The sequence below is a fragment of the Microbulbifer sp. ALW1 genome, assembly GCF_009903625.1.
In the GTDB taxonomy this organism is placed as follows: Bacteria; Pseudomonadota; Gammaproteobacteria; order Pseudomonadales; family Cellvibrionaceae; genus Microbulbifer.
Genome location: NZ_CP047569.1, coordinates 4324076 through 4340279, shown reverse-complemented (window position 1 = coordinate 4340279; position 16204 = coordinate 4324076). Strand labels below are relative to the sequence as shown.

Below are 16204 nucleotides of genomic sequence, written 5' to 3'. Positions count from 1 at the left end.
TAGCCGGCCGGGGAGATGTAAAACAACGTGGCAAGGTTTGATTCTAAAGTGCTCACGGTCGTGCTGGCGGGCATATTCGGTGCGCCGGGTGTGTGGGCGCAGACAGATGGCGGTGTGCCGGCGCTTGTTCCGGGGGCGGATGCTGGTGCCCAGGCAACAGAAATTCGCCGTCGCGAACAACTGCTGTTGGAGCGGCCGACACCGCCGATGCCGGCAACGTTAGAAGAGATCGAAGTGTTGGGTGACTCGCGCGATCTTGAAGGCCCGGTATTTGAACTGCGCAGTGTCCGTTTCAGCCCGTCGGAGCTTTTAAGCGAGCAGCAGTTGCGGGACATAGTCACGCCCTACCTGGGTCAGCAGGTCGCGCATAGCCAGTTGATGGAAATAGTAGAGGCGGTCAATCGCAGCTACCGCGAGCAGGGCGTCTATACCGCAGTGGCGGTGCTGCCGCAGCAGGAAGTACAAGAAGGTGTGGTGGTCATTCGCCTGATTGAGGGGAGGCTCGGCGCTATCCGGTTTGAAGGCAACGAATACACCTCGGAAGCCTTCCTGGCCCGCTGGATGGAGGCCCACCGGGGACAGGAAACCGTCGATATGCCGCGCCTGCAGGCGGACATCCTGGAGTTCAATCGGGTCAATGACGAGCGTATTCGCGCCGAATTACGTCGCGGTGAGTCCTTCGGTTTGACCGATATCGTGGTCACAGTCCAGGAGCCCGAACGCGGATTCTTTCAGGCTTTTACCGATAATTACGGCTATGAAAGCTCGGGGCGCGAGGAGCTCGGCTTCATGTACCGGCACCAGCACCTGCTGTCGGATGGTGACCGCTCAATCGCGTATCTTTCCGGCAGCGAAGGCGCCCAGTCCCTGAGTCTCAGTTACAACCGTCCCCTCGGCGGCTCTCGCTGGCGAGTCGGCGGCAGCGGTTCGCTAACCCGTACCGACCTGACCGAGGGTGACTTTGCCACCAGTAATGTGGCCGGGGATTCCTACAGGGTGGGGTTGGAGTCCTCCTGGCTTGCCTGGTCCGGCGAACAGTTGTGGATCAGTGCGCTGGGCGCAGCGGGTTACACGCGGTCGACCACCGAGATCGCCGGTGTTGTTTTCAGTGACGATGCGATAACCCAGGCACAGTTGGGCGTGAGTCTGAACTGGGTAGGGCGCCAGTGGCAGTTGAGTGGTCGTCAGATGGTGTCCCTTACCGATTTTGACGACAAGTCCGACGTCGCCACCGCTCGACAGGCGACCCGGGAAACCCTGTTTAATGGTGGCCTGACTGGCTATTTCCGCTACCGGGATAGCGGTCTCTACGGCCTGTTCCTGTCGCAGTGGCAATATAGTGACGGCCAGCAACTGCCGGGCTCCCTGTCATTTGCGCTTGGCGGCCCAACGAGCATTCGTGGCTACCTGCCAAGTGCGGTCAGTGGAGACCGGGGATGGTATGGCCAGCTGGAAGTGCACTACGATGCTTGGCGCCCATGGGGCGTTGCAGTGGAACCCTATCTGTTCTACGACTATGGCGAAGCCTCTTCCCTGGATCCAGGCGATACTGCCGGCGGTAAGTTACAAACGCCGCTGGCGGCCGCGGGCTTGGGGCTCAGTGTCGCCGGTAGTAACTGGGGAGTAACGCTATCGGCGGCGGAAGCGAAAAAAGAGGCCACACCGAATCAGGACGGGCACGTATTTTACGCGCGGATGAATATCCGTTACTGAGCTGCGAAAAGGCTCTTCCTTATCTTTCCACCTTATACAAGGAAGCCCCGGGCTCCACATAAGTGGCCCGGGGCCAAACACTGACTGATCAATCAATACCAGTCGCGGCTAAGGTCACAGTGTCTGCAGCTCGATAACAGGCGATCGAACTCCTGACCGTCCATGGCGACCAGGGACTCGTGGTCACCGGACTCCAGGTAAACCGTATCGCTGCGGCCAAGGCTACTGTCGACCAGAGTGGGTATGCCGTAGGCTGGCCCCAGCGGCGGTAGTGCGCCCACCTCACAATCGAGGAAGACGCTGCCGAAATCGCTTTCAGGCACCATCTCCAGGTGGTTGCGCCCGGTTTCGTCGTATACCGCCCGCATATCGAGGCTGGCGCTTGCGGGAATGATCACCATCACCATACCCTGTTCATCACGCAGCAAAATCGCCTTGGCAACGCGATCCTCACGGACGTCCGCCTTGTGCGCCGTTTCCCGGCTGGTGGCACTGTGGGGGTGCGGAATTACCCGGTAGGCGGCCGAGCGGTCGTTCAGGTATTGACTGACTGTGGAGGCCATGGTCATAGCGGGCCCTCCTGTATGACGCATGCTATGTGCTTTCCTTTAGTCTAGTTTCGCGCCCGTCGATGCCGAAGGCCCTGAGCCTGATTTGGCGGTCCAGAATGCGGTTGACAGATCAAAACTTCGCCCGTAGACTTCGCGCTCCTTTTCGCCCGCCCTCGGGGCTGTGTAAAAGGACGTTCTTTAGCTTTAATGATTGGAGTTTGATTCCATGCAGGGTCAACGCATTCGAATTCGCCTGAAGGCGTTCGATCACAAACTGATTGATACGTCTACCCAGGAGATCGTAGAGACGGCCAAGCGCACTGGCGCTCAAGTACGCGGTCCCATTCCGCTGCCGACTCGCAAAGAGAAGTACACCGTACTGATTTCTCCGCACGTCAACAAAGATGCGCGTGACCAGTACGAAATTCGTACTCACAAGCGTTTGCTGGACATCGTAGAACCCACCGAAAAAACCGTTGACGCGCTGATGAAGCTCGATCTGGCGGCCGGTGTAGAGGTTCAGATTAGTCTCGGCTGACACTTCAAATTAACTACCGAATCCCGAACGAAAAAGGTTCGGGTAGTGTAACGCTCTGAAATTGGGCGGCCGCAGTGGGTTAAAGCCCCGTGCACTGAGAGGTTGAAAAGATGACTATAGGTATTGTCGGCCGCAAAAGCGGCATGACTCGCATCTTCACTGAAGATGGCGCGTCTATCCCGGTAACTGTTATCGAGGTAGCTCCAAACCGCGTCACTCAGGTGAAAACTCTGGAAACTGATGGCTATTCCGCGGTTCAAGTAACTGTGGGTTCCCGTAAGGCTTCCCGTGTCTCCAAGCCCCAAGCGGGCCACTTCGCCAAAGCCAATACTGAGGCTGGCTCTGCTCTTTTCGAACTGCGTACTGACGGTTCTGAAGAGTCCTTCGAAATCGGTTCTGAAATCACTGTTGCTGGCTTTGAAGCCGGTCAGAAGATCGACGTAACCGGCACTTCCAAAGGTAAAGGTTTCCAGGGCGGCGTTAAGCGCTGGAATTTCCGTACCCAGGACGCTACTCACGGTAACTCTCTGTCTCACCGCGCTCCCGGTTCTATCGGTCAGTGCCAGACTCCTGGCCGCGTGTGGAAAGGCAAGAAAATGGCCGGTCACATGGGTGCCGAGCGTGTTACCACGCAAAACCTGGAAGTGGTTCGTGTGGACGCCGAACGCAATCTGCTGCTGGTAAAAGGTGCCGTTCCTGGCGCGCCCGGCGGTAACGTAATCGTTCGTCCGGCAGTTAAAGCCTAAGTCTGAGGGGAAATAGATATGGAACTGAATATCGCTACTCCTGAAGGCGCTAAGGGCACTGTTGCAGTTTCTGAAGTGGCTTTCGGTCGTGAGTTCAATCAGGACCTGGTGCACCAGGCAGTTGTCGCCTACATGGCTGGCGCTCGTCAGGGTACCAAGGCTCAGAAAAACCGCGCTGCGGTTTCCGGCGGCGGCAAAAAGCCGTGGCGCCAAAAAGGTACTGGCCGCGCACGTGCCGGTACTATCCGCAGCCCGCTGTGGCGTTCTGGTGGCGTAACCTTCGCTGCTGAACCGCGTGATCACAGCGTTAAGCTGAACAAGAAAATGTACCGCGCTGCACTGCGCTGCATTCTCTCCGAGCTGGCTCGTCAGGAGCGTCTGGTTGTAGTTGAGTCCTTCGACGTGGAAGCGCCGAAGACCAAGCAGCTGGTAACCAAGCTGGCACAGTACGATCTTTCTGAAGCGTTGATCGTGACCGAAGAGGTTAACGAAAACCTCTACCTGGCCGCGCGCAATCTGCACAAGATCGATGTTCGCGACGTACAGGCAATCGATCCGGTAAGCCTGATTCGCTTTGACAAGGTCGTGGTTACCGTTTCTGCACTGAAGAAAATTGATGAGGTGCTGGGATGAACCAAGAGCGTATCTACAAAGTATTGCTGGGTCCGGTAATTTCTGAGAAGGCAGCTGTGCTGGCGGACACCGCCAACCAGGTAGTTTTCAAAGTAACCACCGATGCCACCAAAGCCGAAGTTAAGGCTGCGGTTGAGAAACTGTTTAACGTTTCTGTTGAGCAGGTTCGCACCGTGAACGTTAAAGGCAAAACCAAGCGTACCCGCTACGGCATGGGCGTACGCAACGATTGGAAAAAAGCCTACGTTCGTCTGGCCGAAGGCAGCGACATCAACTTCGAAGCTGCTGAGTAAAGGGGAAAGTTGCAATGGCTATTGTAAAAGCAAAACCGACCTCTGCCGGCCGTCGTCACCTGGTTAAGGTTGTTAACTCCGACCTGCACAAGGGTGCGCCTTACGCGCCGCTGGTTGAGAAGAAATCCAAGACTGGTGGTCGTAACAACAACGGTCGCATTACCACCCGTCATATCGGTGGTGGTCACAAGCATCACTACCGCGTAGTGGATTTCAAGCGCAATAAAGATGGCATTCCAGCCACTGTTGAGCGTCTGGAATACGATCCTAACCGCAGTGCCCACATCGCTCTGGTGTGCTACGCCGACGGTGAGCGTCGTTACATCATTGCACCGAAAGGCCTGAAGGCTGGTGCCAAGATCCAGTCTGGCGACGCTGCGCCTATCGCTGTAGGTAACACCCTGCCGCTGCGCAACATCCCGGTTGGTTCCGTGATTCATGGTATCGAGCTGAAGCCTGGTAAAGGTGCTCAGTTGGCCCGCTCTGCCGGTGCTTCTGTACAGCTGGTTGCCCGTGAAGGTCAGTACGCGACTATCCGTCTGCGCTCTGGCGAAATGCGTAAAGTTCTGTCCGAGTGCCGCGCCACCCTGGGTGAAGTGAGCAACTCCGAACACAGCCTGCGCAAGCTGGGTAAAGCTGGTGCCAAACGCTGGCGCGGTGTTCGTCCTACCGTTCGCGGTGTGGCGATGAACCCGGTAGACCACCCGCACGGCGGTGGTGAAGGTCGTACCTCCGGTGGCCGTCACCCTGTGACGCCTTGGGGTGTTCCGACCAAGGGTAAGAAAACGCGTAAGAACAAGCGCACCGACAACATGATTGTACGTCGTCGCGGCAAGTAAGCCGCGCGCGATGTGTGAGCATCTAAAGAGGAATCTAAAGTGCCACGCTCATTAAAGAAAGGTCCCTTTATTGATCTGCATCTGATCAAAAAGGTGGAGGCAGCGATCGAAGCCAATGATCGCCGGCCGATTAAAACCTGGTCTCGCCGTTCCATGATTATGCCGGAAATGGTGGGCCTGACGATTGCTGTTCACAACGGTCGTCAACACGTACCCGTGCTGGTCAACGAAGAAATGGTTGGTCACAAGCTGGGTGAATTCGCTGCTACCCGCACTTACCGTGGCCACGCCGCGGACAAGAAAGCGAAGAAGCGCTAAGCCGAGGTATTAAAGATGGAAGTACAAGCAAAATTACGCGGTGCTCGTCTGTCGGCACAGAAAGCGCGTCTGGTAGCTGATCAGATTCGCGGCAAAGGTGTCGAGGAAGCCCTGGACATCCTGGCTTTCAGCCACAAGAAGGGTGCTGCGATCGTCAAGAAGGTTCTGGAATCTGCAATCGCCAACGCCGAGCACAATGAAGGTGCCGATGTTGACGAGCTGAAGGTTTCCACCATCTTCGTGGATGAGGGTATGACCATGAAACGCATTAAGCCGCGTGCCAAGGGTCGTGCCGATCGTATTCTTAAGCGTACTTGTCACATTACTGTGAAAGTAGCCGAGAAATAAGAGAGCAGGCGAGAAAACCATGGGACAAAAAGTACATCCTACCGGCATTCGTCTGGGTATCGTTAAAAAGCATACCTCTGTTTGGTATGCCGGCAGCGACGAGTACGCAGACAAGCTGTACACGGATCTGAAAGTTCGCGAATTCATTCGCAAAAAACTGGCCCACGCTTCCGTGAGCCGCATCGAGATCGAACGTCCGGCCAATACCGCTCGTGTGACCATTCACACTGCGCGTCCGGGTATCGTGATCGGTAAGAAAGGTGAAGACGTAGAGCGTCTGCGCAACGAGGTGAGCAAGCAGATGGGTGTGCCCGTGCACATCGACATCGAAGAAGTGCGCAAGCCTGATCTGGACGCAACCCTGGTTGCCCAGAACGTTGCCCAGCAGCTGGAGCGTCGCGTTATGTTCCGTCGTGCTATGAAGCGCGCCGTACAGAACGCTATGCGCCAGGGCGCTGAAGGTATCAAGATTCAGGTAAGTGGTCGTCTTGGCGGTGCCGAGATTGCCCGTACCGAATGGTACCGTGAAGGCCGTGTGCCGCTGCACACTCTGCGTGCCAACATCGACTACGGCACTTATGAAGCCAGTACTACCTACGGCATCATCGGTGTGAAAGTTTGGATCTTCAAAGGCGAAGTCATCGGTGACGAAATCCCCGAAGAGAAGCCAGCGAAGACTCGCAAGAAAGCTGCTAAGTAAGGGGTGCGCAGATGCTACAACCGAAGCGTACAAAATTCCGCAAGGTACAGAAGGGTCGCAACCGCGGTCTTTCCCAGCGCGGCTCTAAAGTGAGCTTTGGCGAGTTCGGCCTTAAGGCCATCGGTCGTGGACGCATTACTGCGCGCCAGATCGAAGCGGCTCGTCGCGCAATGACTCGTCACGTTAAGCGTGGCGGTAAAATCTGGATTCGTGTGTTTCCGGACAAGCCCATCACCAACAAGCCTCTCGAGGTTCGGATGGGTAAAGGTAAGGGTGGCGTTGAGTACTGGGTTGCCCAGATTCAGCCAGGCAAGGTCCTCTACGAGATGGAGGGTGTTTCCGAAGAATTGGCCCGTGAAGCTTTCGAGCTCGCCGCGGCCAAGCTGCCTGTAAAGACAACTTTCGTTAAGCGTTCGGTGATGTAATGAAGACTGCAGATCTACGCTCAAAGTCTGTTGAAGAACTGAACCAGGAACTGCTGAGCCAGCTTGAAGCACAATTCAAGCTGCGCATGCAGAAGTCCACCGGTCAGCTGAACCAGACTCATCTGCTGAAGCAGACTCGTCGCGACATTGCTCGCATTAAGACTGTGTTGACCGAGAAGGCAGGTAATTAATCATGGCTGAAGCACAACTGAAGCGGACTCTGACCGGCAAGGTCGTGAGTGACAAGATGGATAAAACCATCACCGTTTTGATCGAGCGCCGTGTTAAGCACCCGATCTACGGCAAAATCGTGAGCAAGTCCACCAAGCTCAAGGCACACGACGAAAACAATGAGTGCGGCATCGGCGATGTCGTAACCATCGAAGAATCTCGTCCGCTGTCCAAGAGCAAGTCCTGGTCCTTGCAGAAAATTGTAGAGCGTGCGGCGAAGGTTTAACCCTGGCCCATTGACTGTGAAGACCTAAACAGGTTTTCGGAGAGGAACAATGATTCAAGCAGAATCCTACTTAGAAGTAGCCGATAACAGTGGGGCTCGCCGTGTCATGTGCATCAAGGTGCTGGGCGGCTCCCACCGTCGCTACGCTGGCGTTGGCGACATCATTAAGGTGACCGTTAAGGAAGCAATTCCTCGCGGTAAGGTAAAGAAGGGTCAGGTAATGAATGCGGTAGTGGTTCGCACCAAGAAAGGTGTGCGCCGCCCGGATGGCTCCCTGATCAAATTTGACGATAACGCAGCGGTGCTGCTGAACCAGAACCATGCTCCGGTCGGCACCCGTATTTTTGGCCCGGTTACCCGCGAGCTGCGTGGTGAGAAGTTCATGAAGATCATCTCACTGGCTCCCGAAGTAATCTAAGCCACGAGCGGAGAAGAGTTATGCGCAAGATCAAGCGTGACGACGAAGTGATCGTTATCGCCGGTCGCGACAAGGGCAAGCGCGGCACCGTACGTAAGGTGCTGAACGACGGTCGCCTGATTGTTGCCGGTGTTCAGATGATCAAAAAACACCAGAAACCGAACCCCCAGCTGGGCGTTGCAGGTGGCATCGTTGAGAAGGAAGCCGCTATCCAGGCTTCCAACGTGGCCATTTTCAATCCGTCAACTAATAAAGCTGACCGGGTAGGCTTCAAAGTACTGGAAGACGGCACTAAGATTCGCGTCTTCAAATCCAGCGGCGATGCCGTTGACGCATAAGTAGGTCAGGTAGATATCATGGCAAGGCTTAAAGAGCTCTATAGCAAAGAACTCGCGCCCAAGCTGAAAGAAGAGCTTGGCCTCGAGAATGTGATGTCCGTGCCGCGCATCACCAAGATCACCGTCAACATGGGTGTCGGCGAAGCTGTTGGTGATAAGAAGGTACTGGAACACGCTGTTACTGATATGACAGCAATCACCGGTCAAAAACCCATCGTGACCAAGGCGCGTAAGTCCATCGCGGGTTTCAAAATCCGTGAAGAATGGCCGATCGGCTGTAAGGTAACTCTGCGCGGCGAGCGCATGTATGAGTTCCTGGAGCGTCTGATCGGTATCGCGATTCCGCGTATCCGCGACTTCCGTGGCATCAGCCCGAAGCAGTTCGACGGTCGTGGAAACTTCTCGATGGGTGTTACAGAACAAATCATCTTCCCGGAGATTGACTACGACAAAGTAGACAAAATCCGCGGTCTGGATATTTGTATTACCACTACAGCAGCTAACGACGATCAAGGTCGTGCACTGCTGAAAGCGTTCAACTTCCCTTTCAAGGGTTAAGAGGATTCCATGGCGAAGAAATCCATGATTGCGCGTGAGAACAAGCGCGCTCGAACCGCAGCTAAGTACGCTGAAAAGCGTCAAGAGCTGAAGGCGATCATCGCCAGTGCCACTGCTTCCGAAGAGGAGCAGTGGGAGGCTCAACTCAAGCTGCAGAAACTGCCGCGCGATGCAAGCCCGGTACGTCAGCAACGTCGCTGTCGTATCACTGGTCGCCCCCACGCTGTCTACCGCAAATTCGGCCTGTGCCGTAACAAGCTGCGTGAAGCAGCCATGCGTGGTGATGTCCCCGGCCTGGTTAAGTCCAGCTGGTAAGGTTGGCTTGAGGAGTCTTAAGTAATGAGTATGCAAGATCCGTTGGCAGATATGCTGACCCGCATCCGCAACGCCCTGGGCCGCGGAAAGGGCAGCGTTTCCATGCCTTCATCCAAATTGAAAGTGGCGGTAGCTGAAGTTCTGAAGAGCGAAGGTTACATCACTGAAGTAAGCGTTAGCGAAGGTGGCAAGCCTGAGCTGACTATTGAACTGAAATACTTTCAGGGCAAACCAGTAATCGCTGAGCTGGATCGGGTTTCCCGTCCGGGTCTGCGTTCTTACGCTGGTAAGAAAGCTCTGCCTACCGTACGCGGTGGCCTGGGTGTCGCGATCGTCTCCACCTCTCAGGGTGTGATGACTGACCGTGCCGCTCGTCAGGCTGGTGTCGGTGGCGAAGTGCTCTGCACCGTATTCTAAGCGGGGGTTGAAATGTCTCGAGTAGCAAATAGTCCAGTAAGCATCCCCGCTGGTGTTTCTGTTGACCTGAAGGGTCAGGATATCGCCGTAAAAGGCGGTAACGGCAATCTGAGCTTCAACATCCACTCCGATGTGGAAGTGAAGCAGGAAGAGAGCCAGCTGACCTTTGCCGCGCGCAATGGCTCCAAGCAGGCGCGTGCACTGGCGGGTACAACCCGTGCACTGGTTAACAATATGGTGGTCGGTGTCAGTCAGGGTTTCGAAAAGAAACTGCAGCTGAACGGTGTTGGTTACCGTGCGAAAGCAGCAGGTAAGACCGTAAACCTGACTCTCGGTTTCTCCCACCCGGTAGATTACGACCTGCCGGAAGGCGTTAGCGCCGAAACCCCGAGCCAGACTGAAATCGTACTGAAGAGCAGCGACAAGCAGCTGTTAGGTCAAGTAGCCGCTGAGATCCGCGCATTCCGTCCGCCGGAGCCCTACAAAGGTAAGGGTGTCCGCTACGCCGACGAACGCGTGTATCGCAAAGAGGCTAAGAAGAAGTAAGGCATAGATATGAACGTTAAAAAGCAATCTCGCTTGCGTCGTGCACGTCGTGCCCGCGCCAAAATGCGTGAGCTGGGCGCCGTTCGCCTGACAGTGAACCGCACACCTCGCCACATTTACGCACAGATCCTGACCGCCGATGGCGACAAGGTATTGGCTTCTGCCTCTACTCTGGATAAGGACCTGCGTGAAAGCAAAACCGGTAACGTCGACGCTGCGACAGCCGTTGGTACCCTGATCGCTGAGCGCGCGAAAGCCGCTGGCGTTGAAACGGTAGCCTTCGATCGTAGCGGTTTCAAATACCACGGCCGTGTTAAGGCCCTGGCAGACGCTGCCCGTGAAGCCGGTCTGAAATTCTAAGGGTTGAGTTATGGCTAGAGATAAAGTCGAAAAAGGCAATGACGAAGGCCTCCAGGAAAAGCTGGTCCAGGTCAACCGTGTTGCCAAAACTGTAAAGGGTGGTCGTATCTTTGCGTTCACCGCACTGACTGTGGTTGGCGATGGCAATGGCCGCGTTGGCTTTGGTCGTGGTAAGGCTCGCGAAGTGCCTGTTGCCATTCAAAAGGCAATGGAAGCTGCGCGTCGCAACATGATCCAGGTAGACCTGAACGGTGACACCATTCAGTACGCTACCAACGGTCGCCACGGTGGTTCCAAGGTTTACATGCAGCCCGCTTCCCAGGGTACCGGTGTTATCGCCGGTGGTGCCATGCGCTCCGTGCTTGAAATGGCTGGCGTTCATAACGTACTGGCCAAGTGCTACGGCTCTACCAATCCGGTAAACGTCGTTCGCGCTACTTTCAGTGCACTGGACCAGATGAGCAGTCCTGAAGACGTTGCCGCGAAGCGTGGCAAGTCTGTGGAAGAAATCCTGAACTGATTCGGTTTGGGCCGCGGCAGTAATACCGCTGCGGCCCGTTCTGAACTTGCTTTGAGTGAATGAGTCATGGCTAAAAAGACCATCAAAGTAACCCAGGTTAAAAGCATCAACGGTCGTCTGAAAAATCATCAGGCATGTGTTGCTGGTCTGGGTCTGCGCCGCATTGGTCACACTGTGGAAGTGGAAGACACTCCCTCTGTGCGCGGCATGATCAACAAAGTGAACTACCTCGTAAAAGTAGAGGAGGCGTAACATGCGTTTGAATGAACTGTCTCCCGCTGAGGGTCACAAGCACAGCGCCAAGCGCGTTGGTCGCGGCATCGGTAGCGGTCTGGGTAAAACCGGTGGCCGTGGTCACAAGGGTCAAAAGGCCCGTTCCGGTGGTAGCGTTCGTCCGGGCTTCGAAGGCGGTCAGATGCCTTTGCAGAAGCGTCTGCCGAAGTACGGTTTCACCTCTCGCGTTGGCCGCTTTGTTGCGGAAGTGCGTCTGGCGGAGCTGGCGAAGGTAGAAGGTGACACTATTGATTTGGCAGCGCTGAAAAATGCCGATATCATCGGCGGCCACATTAAACGCGCCAAAGTGTTCCTGTCTGGTGAGCTGACCAAAGCGGTTACCGTGAAAGGTCTGGGCGTCACCAAGGGTGCTAAAGCAGCCATCGAAGCTGCTGGCGGAAAAGTAGAAGACTAAATCGAGGCCCCAATGGCACGACCAGGATCTGGTGTTAACTCCCTGGGTAACGGCAAGGGATTAGGCGAGCTTTGGGCTCGCCTTCGTTTTCTGTTTCTCGCGATTCTTGTTTATCGCATAGGGACCCACATTCCAGTGCCCGGTATTGATCCGGAAAAACTGGCGAACCTGTTTAATCAGAACCAGGGAACCATCCTTGGCCTGTTCAACATGTTCTCCGGTGGCGCACTGGAGCGGATGAGTATTCTGGCCCTCGGCATCATGCCTTACATCTCCGCGTCCATCATCATGCAGTTGATGACCGCGGTAACGCCTTCTCTGGAGGCGTTGAAGAAAGAAGGTGATGCAGGACGGCGTAAGATCAATCAGTACACCCGTTACCTGACTGTAGTGCTTGCACTCATCCAGGGTATCGGGATGACGTTTGGTCTGGCCGGTCAAAACCTGGCTTATTCCGCTGAGCCGGCGTTCGGATTTTACTTCGTGGCCGTAGTGTCACTGGTAACCGGCGCTGTGTTCATGATGTGGCTGGGCGAGCAGATTACCGAGCGCGGTGTTGGCAATGGTATTTCCATGCTGATCTTCGCCGGTATTGTTGCGGGACTGCCCAGTGCCATTGGTCAGGCTTTTGAGCAGGCGCGCCAGGGTGAGCTGCATATTCTGATGCTGCTTGCGATTGGTTTTGTAGCGATTGCTGTCGTGTACTTCGTCGTGGTTATGGAGCGCGGTCAACGCCGCATCACCATCAATCACGCGCGTCGTCAGGCCGGTCGTTACTCCCAGGCGCCGGCTGCGCAGTCCAGCCACTTGCCACTGAAGGTGAATATGGCCGGTGTTATCCCGGTGATCTTCGCCAGCAGTATCCTGCTGTTCCCTGCGACTCTAGCGCAGTGGTTCGGCCAGGGTGGTGAAGGCATCGGCGCGCAGATTCTGCAGTGGATGGCACTGCAGTTGGGCCCGGGCCAGCCGCTGAACATTATCCTGTTCGCGCTGCTGATCGGCTTCTTCTGCTTCTTCTATACGGCGTTGATGTTCAACCCCAATGAAGTTGCAGACAACCTGAAAAAATCCGGTGCCTATGTGCCCGGTATTCGCCCCGGCGAACAGACCGCACGTTATATCGACAGCGTTCTGACTCGTCTGACCCTGGTGGGTGCCGTATACATCGCATTGGTATCCCTGCTGCCGCAGTTCCTGGTAGTTGGGCTGAACATTCCCTTTTACTTGGGGGGTACTTCTCTGCTGATCGTAGTGGTCGTAGTGATGGACTTCATGGCGCAGGTGCAGTCGCATTTGCTGTCCCACCAGTACGAAGGGTTGATGAAAAAGGCGAATCTGCAAGGCTACGGCCGCCGTTAACCGGTAGCCGCCGCAGCAGGAATGAATTGAGGTAAGGTCATGAAAGTACGCGCTTCTGTTAAAAAGATCTGCCGTAACTGCAAAATCGTACGTCGCAAAGGCGTTCTGCGGGTAATCTGCAGCGCCGAGCCGCGTCACAAGCAGCGGCAGGGCTAATCAGCAGTCATTGCTGATTCCCGGGACTTACCATGGATGGTGAGTCAGGTGCTCTCTCCGGGATGAGGTTGGCACCAATTGTTCATTAAAGAATTTGCCTCTTGGCACAGCCCCGTGTTAAAAGGCAGCACCGCAAACCATGAGGTAGGCGGTGGAGGTCGGGAGTTAAACTCCTGGCTTCAAAAAGGGGGCGTTGACTGTCGTCTGCCATCCCCGGGTTTAGGCCCTGGGACGGTGGGCTATTGCAATTTGGTGTTTGAAAAGCTATTCTTGCGCGCCTTTTTGGTGGCGCCGATGGCTTTTTAATCGCTGTCAGCGCCGTATCGAGAATTGAGCCGCGCCTATTACCAAGATGAGCCGGTTCACAATACGTGGAGTATGCCTCTATGGCACGTATTGCTGGTGTAAACGTACCAGACCACAAGCACGCCGTGATCTCCCTGACCCACATTTTCGGGATCGGTCGCACCACGGCTAAGTCTATTCTGGCAGCGACTGGTATCGCTGAATCCACCAAGATCCGCGATCTTTCCGAAGACCAACTGGAATCGGTGCGTGGCGAAGTCGCCAAGTTCACCGTTGAAGGTGATCTTCGTCGTGAAGTATCCATGAACATCAAGCGTTTGATGGACCTGGGTTGCTTCCGCGGTCTGCGCCATCGTCGCAGTCTGCCGCTTCGCGGTCAGCGCACCAAGACTAACGCCCGTACCCGTAAGGGTCCGCGTAAGCCGATTCGCAAGTAAGAGTCGAGCAAGTCTTTACACGCTCCCTTAACAGGAGCTTGGTTACAGGATTTAGGATACAGGTATGGCTAAGCCAAAAACTACTGTTCGCAAAAAGGTCAAAAAGACCGTTGTCGACGGTATTGCCCACATCCACGCATCGTTCAACAACACGATCGTGACGATCACTGATCGCCAGGGTAATACTCTGAGCTGGGCTACCGCTGGTGGCTCCGGTTTCCGCGGTTCTCGTAAGAGTACCCCTTTCGCAGCCCAGGTTGCCGCTGAGCGCGCAGGTACTGCTGCTCAGGAATATGGCCTGAAAAACCTTGATGTCGAAGTGAAGGGCCCTGGCCCCGGTCGCGAATCTGCTGTTCGCGCACTGAACAACTGCGGCTACAAGATCACCAACATCACCGACGTGACGCCGATCCCGCATAATGGTTGTCGTCCGCCCAAGAAACGTCGCGTGTAAGAGGGGGTTGACGAAATGGCACGTTATATTGGACCAAAATGTAAGCTTTCCCGTCGGGAAGGTACCGATCTTCAGCTGAAAAGTGGCGTTCGCCCGCACGAGTCAAAGTGCCGCGCGGAAACCAAGCCTGGCGTTCATGGCGCCGGTCGCGGTCGCCTGTCCGACTACGGCGTTCAGCTGCGTGAAAAACAAAAAGTACGTCGTATCTACGGCGTGCTGGAAAAGCAGTTCCGTAACTACTATAAGGAAGCAGCGCGCCTGAAAGGTGCAACTGGTGAAAACCTGCTGCAACTGCTGGAAAAGCGTCTCGACAACGTGGTTTACCGCATGGGCTTCGGCTCTACTCGTGCAGAAGCGCGTCAGCTGGTATCTCACAAGGCGATTCTGGTTAACGGTAGCGCTGTGAATATCCCTTCTTTCCAGGTGAAAGAAGGCGACGTCATCGCTATCCGCGAGAAAGCCAAAAAGCAGATGCGTATCCAGAACTCCGTTTCCCTCGCTGCACAGCGCGGTGACGTTGAGTGGGTAGACGTGAATGCGAGCAAGCTCGAAGGTACCTTCAAGCGTGTTCCGGATCGCGTGGATCTGCCGGCAGAGATCAATGAAAACCTTATCGTGGAACTCTACTCCAAGTAAGGCTCTGTTCCATTTAAGGAATAAAACTGTAATACAGGTATGGCTATGCAGACTGCTGTCAACGAGTTTTTGACACCTCGTCGTATTGACGTCACCGAGTACAACCAGAACCACGCCAAAGTGGTTCTGGAACCGCTGGAGCGTGGCTTTGGCCACACTCTCGGCAACGCACTGCGCCGCATCCTGCTGTCCTCTATGCCGGGCTGCGCCGTCACTGAAGTCGAGATTGACGGTGTTGAGCACGAGTACAGCGCAATCGAAGGTGTGCAGGAAGACGTAATTGAAATCCTGCTCAACCTGAAGGAAATTGCGGTGGTGATGCACGGCAAGGACCAGGCAGTACTGAGCCTGAGCAAGAAAGGCCCGGGTGCGGTTACCGCTGGGGACATCCAGGTGGATCACGACATCGAAATCGTGAACCCTGAGCACGTGATCGCCAACATTACTGGCGATGTGGAACTCAACCTGCGTCTGACCGTTGCGCGCGGCCGTGGCTACCAGCCCGCCGACGCCCGTCGCGAAGACGAAGAAGAGACCCGCGCCATTGGCCGCCTGCAGCTGGACGCCTCTTTCGGCCCGGTTCGTCGCGTTTCTTACAGCGTCGAAGCGGCTCGTGTAGAGCAGCGCACCGACCTGGACAAGCTGGTTCTGGACCTGGAGACCAACGGTACCCTGGATCCGGAAGAAGCCATCCGTCGCGCCGCCACCATCCTGCAGCAGCAGCTGGCAGTGTTTGTGGACCTGGAAGGCGAGAAGGATGCAGCGCCAGAAGCCAAGGAAGAGGAAGTGGATCCGGTGCTGTTGCGCCCGGTTGACGACCTCGAACTGACCGTGCGTTCGGCTAACTGTCTGAAAGCAGAAAACATCTACTACATCGGCGACCTGATTCAGCGTACCGAAGTAGAGCTGCTGAAGACTCCGAACCTGGGTAAGAAGTCCCTGACCGAAATCAAGGACGTTCTGGCTTCCCGTGGCTTGTCCCTGGGTATGCGTCTTGAGAACTGGCCGCCGGCCAGCCTCAAGGGCGACAGCAAGCTGAGCTCCCTGTAAAGCGTTTGTGGCGCGGGCGTGTTTGCCCGCCCGCGTGAAGAAAACCGAGTGGTGTGCGCCTGCGGCAAGTGCCACTCCCAGACGA

General features: G+C 55.6%; 29 protein-coding genes. 28 read left to right on the top strand and 1 reads right to left on the bottom strand.

Annotated elements, in window-relative coordinates:
- Window positions 1-27: 27 nt before the first annotated feature.
- The gene (locus GRX76_RS18015; protein WP_160154553.1) at window positions 28-1713 is read left to right on the top strand and encodes a ShlB/FhaC/HecB family hemolysin secretion/activation protein; all 1686 of its coding nucleotides are present in this window, start codon (window positions 28-30) and stop codon (window positions 1711-1713) included.
- Between the two features lie 92 nt (window positions 1714-1805).
- Here the strand turns inward: GRX76_RS18015 and GRX76_RS18010 are convergent, their stop codons facing one another.
- Window positions 1806-2282, bottom strand: a complete 477-nt coding sequence (locus GRX76_RS18010) for an aminoacyl-tRNA deacylase (RefSeq protein ID WP_160154552.1) — start codon at window positions 2280-2282, stop codon at window positions 1806-1808.
- 208 nt (window positions 2283-2490) lie between these two features.
- On the opposite strand from GRX76_RS18010, the gene rpsJ reads away from it, so the two are divergent.
- From rpsJ to rpoA, 27 genes are all read left to right on the top strand, one after another.
- Window positions 2491-2802: a 30S ribosomal protein S10 gene (rpsJ, locus tag GRX76_RS18005; RefSeq protein WP_066967210.1), complete on the top strand. Its 312-nt coding sequence runs from the start codon at window positions 2491-2493 to the stop codon at window positions 2800-2802.
- A 110-nt stretch (window positions 2803-2912) separates the two neighbouring features.
- Entirely contained in the window at window positions 2913-3548 is a 636-nt protein-coding gene (gene rplC / locus GRX76_RS18000) for a 50S ribosomal protein L3 (RefSeq protein WP_160154551.1), read from the top strand.
- An 18-nt stretch (window positions 3549-3566) separates the two neighbouring features.
- Window positions 3567-4181 carry a 50S ribosomal protein L4 gene (gene rplD / locus GRX76_RS17995; RefSeq protein ID WP_066967204.1) on the top strand — a complete coding sequence of 205 codons (615 nt, stop codon included), beginning with the start codon at window positions 3567-3569 and terminating at the stop codon, window positions 4179-4181.
- On the top strand, window positions 4178-4474 hold the full coding sequence (gene rplW / locus GRX76_RS17990) for a 50S ribosomal protein L23 (RefSeq protein WP_160154550.1): 297 nt from the start codon (window positions 4178-4180) through the stop codon (window positions 4472-4474). Before rplD ends, rplW begins: the two co-directional genes overlap by 4 nt.
- Window positions 4475-4488: 14 nt before the next feature.
- On the top strand, window positions 4489-5313 hold the full coding sequence (rplB, locus tag GRX76_RS17985) for a 50S ribosomal protein L2 (protein ID WP_043320798.1): 825 nt from the start codon (window positions 4489-4491) through the stop codon (window positions 5311-5313).
- Window positions 5314-5352: 39 nt separating this feature from the next.
- The gene (gene rpsS, locus GRX76_RS17980; RefSeq protein ID WP_020411388.1) at window positions 5353-5631 is read left to right on the top strand and encodes a 30S ribosomal protein S19; all 279 of its coding nucleotides are present in this window, start codon (window positions 5353-5355) and stop codon (window positions 5629-5631) included.
- A 15-nt stretch (window positions 5632-5646) separates the two neighbouring features.
- Window positions 5647-5979, top strand: a complete 333-nt coding sequence (rplV, locus tag GRX76_RS17975; protein ID WP_043320801.1) for a 50S ribosomal protein L22 — start codon at window positions 5647-5649, stop codon at window positions 5977-5979.
- 19 nt (window positions 5980-5998) lie between these two features.
- Window positions 5999-6679 carry a 30S ribosomal protein S3 gene (gene rpsC / locus GRX76_RS17970; RefSeq protein WP_160154549.1) on the top strand — a complete coding sequence of 227 codons (681 nt, stop codon included), beginning with the start codon at window positions 5999-6001 and terminating at the stop codon, window positions 6677-6679.
- 11 nt (window positions 6680-6690) lie between these two features.
- Window positions 6691-7104 (top strand): 50S ribosomal protein L16, encoded by a 414-nt coding sequence (rplP, locus tag GRX76_RS17965; RefSeq protein WP_010133841.1) that lies wholly within the window; start codon window positions 6691-6693, stop codon window positions 7102-7104.
- Window positions 7104-7295: a 50S ribosomal protein L29 gene (rpmC, locus tag GRX76_RS17960; protein ID WP_160154548.1), complete on the top strand. Its 192-nt coding sequence runs from the start codon at window positions 7104-7106 to the stop codon at window positions 7293-7295. The genes rplP and rpmC overlap by 1 nt, the downstream gene beginning before the upstream one ends.
- A gap of 2 nt (window positions 7296-7297) precedes the next feature.
- Window positions 7298-7561 (top strand): 30S ribosomal protein S17, encoded by a 264-nt coding sequence (gene rpsQ / locus GRX76_RS17955; RefSeq protein ID WP_160154547.1) that lies wholly within the window; start codon window positions 7298-7300, stop codon window positions 7559-7561.
- 49 nt (window positions 7562-7610) lie between these two features.
- The gene (gene rplN / locus GRX76_RS17950) at window positions 7611-7979 is read left to right on the top strand and encodes a 50S ribosomal protein L14 (RefSeq protein WP_043320805.1); all 369 of its coding nucleotides are present in this window, start codon (window positions 7611-7613) and stop codon (window positions 7977-7979) included.
- 20 nt (window positions 7980-7999) lie between these two features.
- The gene (rplX, locus tag GRX76_RS17945; protein ID WP_160154546.1) at window positions 8000-8317 is read left to right on the top strand and encodes a 50S ribosomal protein L24; all 318 of its coding nucleotides are present in this window, start codon (window positions 8000-8002) and stop codon (window positions 8315-8317) included.
- Between the two features lie 18 nt (window positions 8318-8335).
- A complete protein-coding gene (gene rplE, locus GRX76_RS17940; protein ID WP_160154545.1) occupies window positions 8336-8875 on the top strand; it encodes a 50S ribosomal protein L5 in 540 nt (179 codons plus the stop codon).
- Window positions 8876-8884: 9 nt separating this feature from the next.
- The gene (gene rpsN / locus GRX76_RS17935) at window positions 8885-9190 is read left to right on the top strand and encodes a 30S ribosomal protein S14 (RefSeq protein ID WP_160154544.1); all 306 of its coding nucleotides are present in this window, start codon (window positions 8885-8887) and stop codon (window positions 9188-9190) included.
- A 24-nt stretch (window positions 9191-9214) separates the two neighbouring features.
- Window positions 9215-9607 carry a 30S ribosomal protein S8 gene (gene rpsH / locus GRX76_RS17930; protein WP_160154543.1) on the top strand — a complete coding sequence of 131 codons (393 nt, stop codon included), beginning with the start codon at window positions 9215-9217 and terminating at the stop codon, window positions 9605-9607.
- Between the two features lie 12 nt (window positions 9608-9619).
- On the top strand, window positions 9620-10153 hold the full coding sequence (gene rplF / locus GRX76_RS17925; protein WP_160154542.1) for a 50S ribosomal protein L6: 534 nt from the start codon (window positions 9620-9622) through the stop codon (window positions 10151-10153).
- A gap of 9 nt (window positions 10154-10162) precedes the next feature.
- Window positions 10163-10513: a 50S ribosomal protein L18 gene (gene rplR, locus GRX76_RS17920; protein WP_160154541.1), complete on the top strand. Its 351-nt coding sequence runs from the start codon at window positions 10163-10165 to the stop codon at window positions 10511-10513.
- A gap of 10 nt (window positions 10514-10523) precedes the next feature.
- The gene (rpsE, locus tag GRX76_RS17915; protein ID WP_160154540.1) at window positions 10524-11033 is read left to right on the top strand and encodes a 30S ribosomal protein S5; all 510 of its coding nucleotides are present in this window, start codon (window positions 10524-10526) and stop codon (window positions 11031-11033) included.
- Between the two features lie 66 nt (window positions 11034-11099).
- A complete protein-coding gene (gene rpmD, locus GRX76_RS17910; RefSeq protein WP_010133829.1) occupies window positions 11100-11285 on the top strand; it encodes a 50S ribosomal protein L30 in 186 nt (61 codons plus the stop codon).
- Window position 11286: 1 nt separating this feature from the next.
- Entirely contained in the window at window positions 11287-11721 is a 435-nt protein-coding gene (gene rplO / locus GRX76_RS17905) for a 50S ribosomal protein L15 (RefSeq protein ID WP_160154539.1), read from the top strand.
- A 12-nt stretch (window positions 11722-11733) separates the two neighbouring features.
- Entirely contained in the window at window positions 11734-13080 is a 1347-nt protein-coding gene (secY, locus tag GRX76_RS17900) for a preprotein translocase subunit SecY (protein WP_160154538.1), read from the top strand.
- Window positions 13081-13119: 39 nt separating this feature from the next.
- A complete protein-coding gene (rpmJ, locus tag GRX76_RS17895; RefSeq protein WP_010133825.1) occupies window positions 13120-13236 on the top strand; it encodes a 50S ribosomal protein L36 in 117 nt (38 codons plus the stop codon).
- 386 nt (window positions 13237-13622) lie between these two features.
- Complete coding sequence (gene rpsM / locus GRX76_RS17890; protein ID WP_160154537.1) at window positions 13623-13979, top strand: 30S ribosomal protein S13; 357 nt, start codon at window positions 13623-13625, stop codon at window positions 13977-13979.
- Window positions 13980-14043: 64 nt separating this feature from the next.
- Complete coding sequence (rpsK, locus tag GRX76_RS17885) at window positions 14044-14433, top strand: 30S ribosomal protein S11 (protein ID WP_020411406.1); 390 nt, start codon at window positions 14044-14046, stop codon at window positions 14431-14433.
- Window positions 14434-14448: 15 nt separating this feature from the next.
- Entirely contained in the window at window positions 14449-15069 is a 621-nt protein-coding gene (rpsD, locus tag GRX76_RS17880) for a 30S ribosomal protein S4 (RefSeq protein ID WP_160154536.1), read from the top strand.
- A gap of 45 nt (window positions 15070-15114) precedes the next feature.
- On the top strand, window positions 15115-16119 hold the full coding sequence (gene rpoA, locus GRX76_RS17875; protein ID WP_160154535.1) for a DNA-directed RNA polymerase subunit alpha: 1005 nt from the start codon (window positions 15115-15117) through the stop codon (window positions 16117-16119).
- The last annotated feature ends 85 nt before the right edge of the window (window positions 16120-16204 follow it).

What these genes read in the sequence shown, in the direction of transcription:
- rpsH (WP_160154543.1), top strand. Translation starts at nt 9,215, where the DNA reads ATGAGTATGCAAGATCCGTTGGCAGATATGCTGACCCGCATCCGCAAC.
- rplP (WP_010133841.1), top strand. Translation starts at nt 6,691, where the DNA reads ATGCTACAACCGAAGCGTACAAAATTCCGCAAGGTACAGAAGGGTCGC.
- rplW (WP_160154550.1), top strand. Translation starts at nt 4,178, where the DNA reads ATGAACCAAGAGCGTATCTACAAAGTATTGCTGGGTCCGGTAATTTCT.
- rpsC (WP_160154549.1), top strand. Translation starts at nt 5,999, where the DNA reads ATGGGACAAAAAGTACATCCTACCGGCATTCGTCTGGGTATCGTTAAA.
- rplF (WP_160154542.1), top strand. Translation starts at nt 9,620, where the DNA reads ATGTCTCGAGTAGCAAATAGTCCAGTAAGCATCCCCGCTGGTGTTTCT.
- rpsQ (WP_160154547.1), top strand. Translation starts at nt 7,298, where the DNA reads ATGGCTGAAGCACAACTGAAGCGGACTCTGACCGGCAAGGTCGTGAGT.
- rplC (WP_160154551.1), top strand. Translation starts at nt 2,913, where the DNA reads ATGACTATAGGTATTGTCGGCCGCAAAAGCGGCATGACTCGCATCTTC.
- rplN (WP_043320805.1), top strand. Translation starts at nt 7,611, where the DNA reads ATGATTCAAGCAGAATCCTACTTAGAAGTAGCCGATAACAGTGGGGCT.
- secY (WP_160154538.1), top strand. Translation starts at nt 11,734, where the DNA reads ATGGCACGACCAGGATCTGGTGTTAACTCCCTGGGTAACGGCAAGGGA.
- rpsD (WP_160154536.1), top strand. Translation starts at nt 14,449, where the DNA reads ATGGCACGTTATATTGGACCAAAATGTAAGCTTTCCCGTCGGGAAGGT.
- rpmC (WP_160154548.1), top strand. Translation starts at nt 7,104, where the DNA reads ATGAAGACTGCAGATCTACGCTCAAAGTCTGTTGAAGAACTGAACCAG.
- rplE (WP_160154545.1), top strand. Translation starts at nt 8,336, where the DNA reads ATGGCAAGGCTTAAAGAGCTCTATAGCAAAGAACTCGCGCCCAAGCTG.
- rplV (WP_043320801.1), top strand. Translation starts at nt 5,647, where the DNA reads ATGGAAGTACAAGCAAAATTACGCGGTGCTCGTCTGTCGGCACAGAAA.
- rpsK (WP_020411406.1), top strand. Translation starts at nt 14,044, where the DNA reads ATGGCTAAGCCAAAAACTACTGTTCGCAAAAAGGTCAAAAAGACCGTT.
- rpoA (WP_160154535.1), top strand. Translation starts at nt 15,115, where the DNA reads ATGCAGACTGCTGTCAACGAGTTTTTGACACCTCGTCGTATTGACGTC.
- rplX (WP_160154546.1), top strand. Translation starts at nt 8,000, where the DNA reads ATGCGCAAGATCAAGCGTGACGACGAAGTGATCGTTATCGCCGGTCGC.
- rpsJ (WP_066967210.1), top strand. Translation starts at nt 2,491, where the DNA reads ATGCAGGGTCAACGCATTCGAATTCGCCTGAAGGCGTTCGATCACAAA.
- rpsM (WP_160154537.1), top strand. Translation starts at nt 13,623, where the DNA reads ATGGCACGTATTGCTGGTGTAAACGTACCAGACCACAAGCACGCCGTG.
- rplR (WP_160154541.1), top strand. Translation starts at nt 10,163, where the DNA reads ATGAACGTTAAAAAGCAATCTCGCTTGCGTCGTGCACGTCGTGCCCGC.
- rpsN (WP_160154544.1), top strand. Translation starts at nt 8,885, where the DNA reads ATGGCGAAGAAATCCATGATTGCGCGTGAGAACAAGCGCGCTCGAACC.
- rpmJ (WP_010133825.1), top strand. Translation starts at nt 13,120, where the DNA reads ATGAAAGTACGCGCTTCTGTTAAAAAGATCTGCCGTAACTGCAAAATC.
- rplD (WP_066967204.1), top strand. Translation starts at nt 3,567, where the DNA reads ATGGAACTGAATATCGCTACTCCTGAAGGCGCTAAGGGCACTGTTGCA.
- rpsE (WP_160154540.1), top strand. Translation starts at nt 10,524, where the DNA reads ATGGCTAGAGATAAAGTCGAAAAAGGCAATGACGAAGGCCTCCAGGAA.
- rpmD (WP_010133829.1), top strand. Translation starts at nt 11,100, where the DNA reads ATGGCTAAAAAGACCATCAAAGTAACCCAGGTTAAAAGCATCAACGGT.
- rplO (WP_160154539.1), top strand. Translation starts at nt 11,287, where the DNA reads ATGCGTTTGAATGAACTGTCTCCCGCTGAGGGTCACAAGCACAGCGCC.
- rplB (WP_043320798.1), top strand. Translation starts at nt 4,489, where the DNA reads ATGGCTATTGTAAAAGCAAAACCGACCTCTGCCGGCCGTCGTCACCTG.
- GRX76_RS18010 (WP_160154552.1), bottom strand. Translation starts at nt 2,282, where the DNA reads ATGACCATGGCCTCCACAGTCAGTCAATACCTGAACGACCGCTCGGCC.